General features: G+C 37.3%; 3 protein-coding genes. 1 reads left to right on the top strand and 2 read right to left on the bottom strand.

What is annotated here, in order from left to right; translation table 11 throughout:
- Nucleotides 1–184 precede the first annotated feature (184 nt).
- Both DWZ60_RS16880 and DWZ60_RS18550 read right to left on the bottom strand, forming a co-directional pair.
- Entirely contained in the window at nt 185–793 is a 609-nt protein-coding gene (locus DWZ60_RS16880; RefSeq protein WP_118750257.1) for a GNAT family acetyltransferase, read from the bottom strand.
- Nucleotides 786–971: a hypothetical protein gene (locus DWZ60_RS18550; protein WP_014080774.1), complete on the bottom strand. Its 186-nt coding sequence runs from the start codon at nt 969–971 to the stop codon at nt 786–788. Before DWZ60_RS18550 ends, DWZ60_RS16880 begins: the two co-directional genes overlap by 8 nt.
- Before the next feature lie 337 nt (nt 972–1,308).
- Here DWZ60_RS18550 and DWZ60_RS16870 point away from each other — a divergent pair.
- Nucleotides 1,309–1,658: recombinase family protein (locus DWZ60_RS16870; protein WP_147397775.1), on the top strand; the 350-nt coding region annotated here is incomplete at its 3' end.

Genomic DNA, 1,658 nt, shown 5'->3' with positions numbered 1-1,658 from the left:
TTATGCAACAGAATATTGAATTTGAGCGGTGCATTGATTTTCTGGTACGGATGATTGATAAGTACGGCGAAGAAGTCCTCCGGGAGTTGGAGGAAGAAAAACAGAATAAGCAAGAAAAAGAAGCGGCAGTTTTCTGAAATACAAAATGTAAATCATACTGTCGCTTTTTTCGTGTATTTTTAAATCAAATAAATTTTAAAAGCTGATGCAGAGTGTGTGGCTCATTATTCTGGGAAGCGGTAATACGAGTATCAAATGGCTTGAAATGATTCTGTGTATAAAAGCTCAGAAGAAATTCATTATCTTCGCATTCAAGAAACTCCATAACGCCGCCTACGGAATATTTGAGACTGGATATGGTTTCCAGTGCAAATCCCAGTAGAATATTTCCAGGGATTCGTTTATTCTTTGGAAGAGAATAGTTCTTTCCCAACTGGGCAATCAGGTAAGCTGCGGTAGTATAGGATTGTGTTTCTTCATCCAAAATACTGATACGGGACAGCTTTTTTGCCATTGTCTTGCTGATATTTGAAGCACGGACAGAGATTGGTTTTACTGTAAGTGAAAAATAACCAACCAGTGAAGCATCTTCAGCATCAAATACCAGATAAGTGATAGATTGATCTTTTTTGGTAAACTCAATCGCATTATGTAATAAAAAGTATTCCACATCGGGATTTTTGGGACAAGAAAAATCGGAGAGTAAGTCGTAAAGACTTTCCTCTCCGATATATGTCGGTTCGTCTTTATACAAATATGCCCGAATATTAACGGTAAAATATTTATCAGACATGTTTTTTCTTCCTTTTTGACATTAAAGCTAAGATTTCCTGTGGGTTCGTTAACTGACGTCCGGGAAGTGTCTGCTTTGGTGTGCGGTCACGGTCGGCTTCGTCAATTGCTGCGACAAAACGCTTTACGCTATTTGGATTGGATACGACAAAATTATGAGTAATACTTGAAGTAGCCATACTAACACCTCCTCTTTTTTGGCTTTTTTGTGTATTTATAGTATATGCAATGTGTGATAAAAACACAATATCGAAAACAAAAATAATTTCTAAATAATTTTCAAGCCGGACATTTATTAGACGCTTCCGGTAAGCGAACAATATTTTCGAGCCAATCATTTATAAGTCGCCAATGGTGGGCGGGCAATATTTTGATAACAGAAATGCTCTGTATCTAACTTAATTATACGATTGGCGAAGAAATGCGTCAATACGGAGAATAAGTATTGAAAATAGTTGGAACAAGTACTAAAATAAGGTTGGGACAATAAAACAGAGTTATACTGCGAGGAAGATTATGAAGAATAAAAAGATTAAATGCGATATATATACCAGAGTATCCACAACCATGCAGGTAGATGGCTACAGTCTGGATGCTCAGAAAGAAAAACTCAAGAGATATGCGGAATTTCAGAACATGGAAATCGTAAATGAGTATTCCGATGAAGGTAAGCCTGGAAAGAGCGTAGAGGGCAGACCGGAATTTCAGAGAATGTTAGATAATATTGAGAATGGAACAGATGAGGTACAGTTTGTATTGGTGTTCAAGCTTTCCAGATTCGGTCGTAATGCGGCAGATGTATTAAACTCTTTGCAGAGGATGCAGGATTTTGGAGTGAATCTGATCTGTGTTGAAGATGGGATTGA

This window comes from Blautia sp. AF34-10, assembly GCF_003477865.1.
Classification (GTDB): Bacteria; Bacillota; Clostridia; order Lachnospirales; family Lachnospiraceae; genus Fusicatenibacter; species Fusicatenibacter saccharivorans.
Note: the sequence above shows the minus strand (reverse complement) of the source record. Positions and strands in the feature narration are given on the sequence as shown.

Bases quoted from the DNA above. Each gene is read 5' to 3' on its own strand.
- DWZ60_RS16880 (WP_118750257.1), bottom strand. From the start codon at position 793: ATGTCTGATAAATATTTTACCGTTAATATTCGGGCATATTTGTATAAA.
- DWZ60_RS18550 (WP_014080774.1), bottom strand. From the start codon at position 971: ATGGCTACTTCAAGTATTACTCATAATTTTGTCGTATCCAATCCAAAT.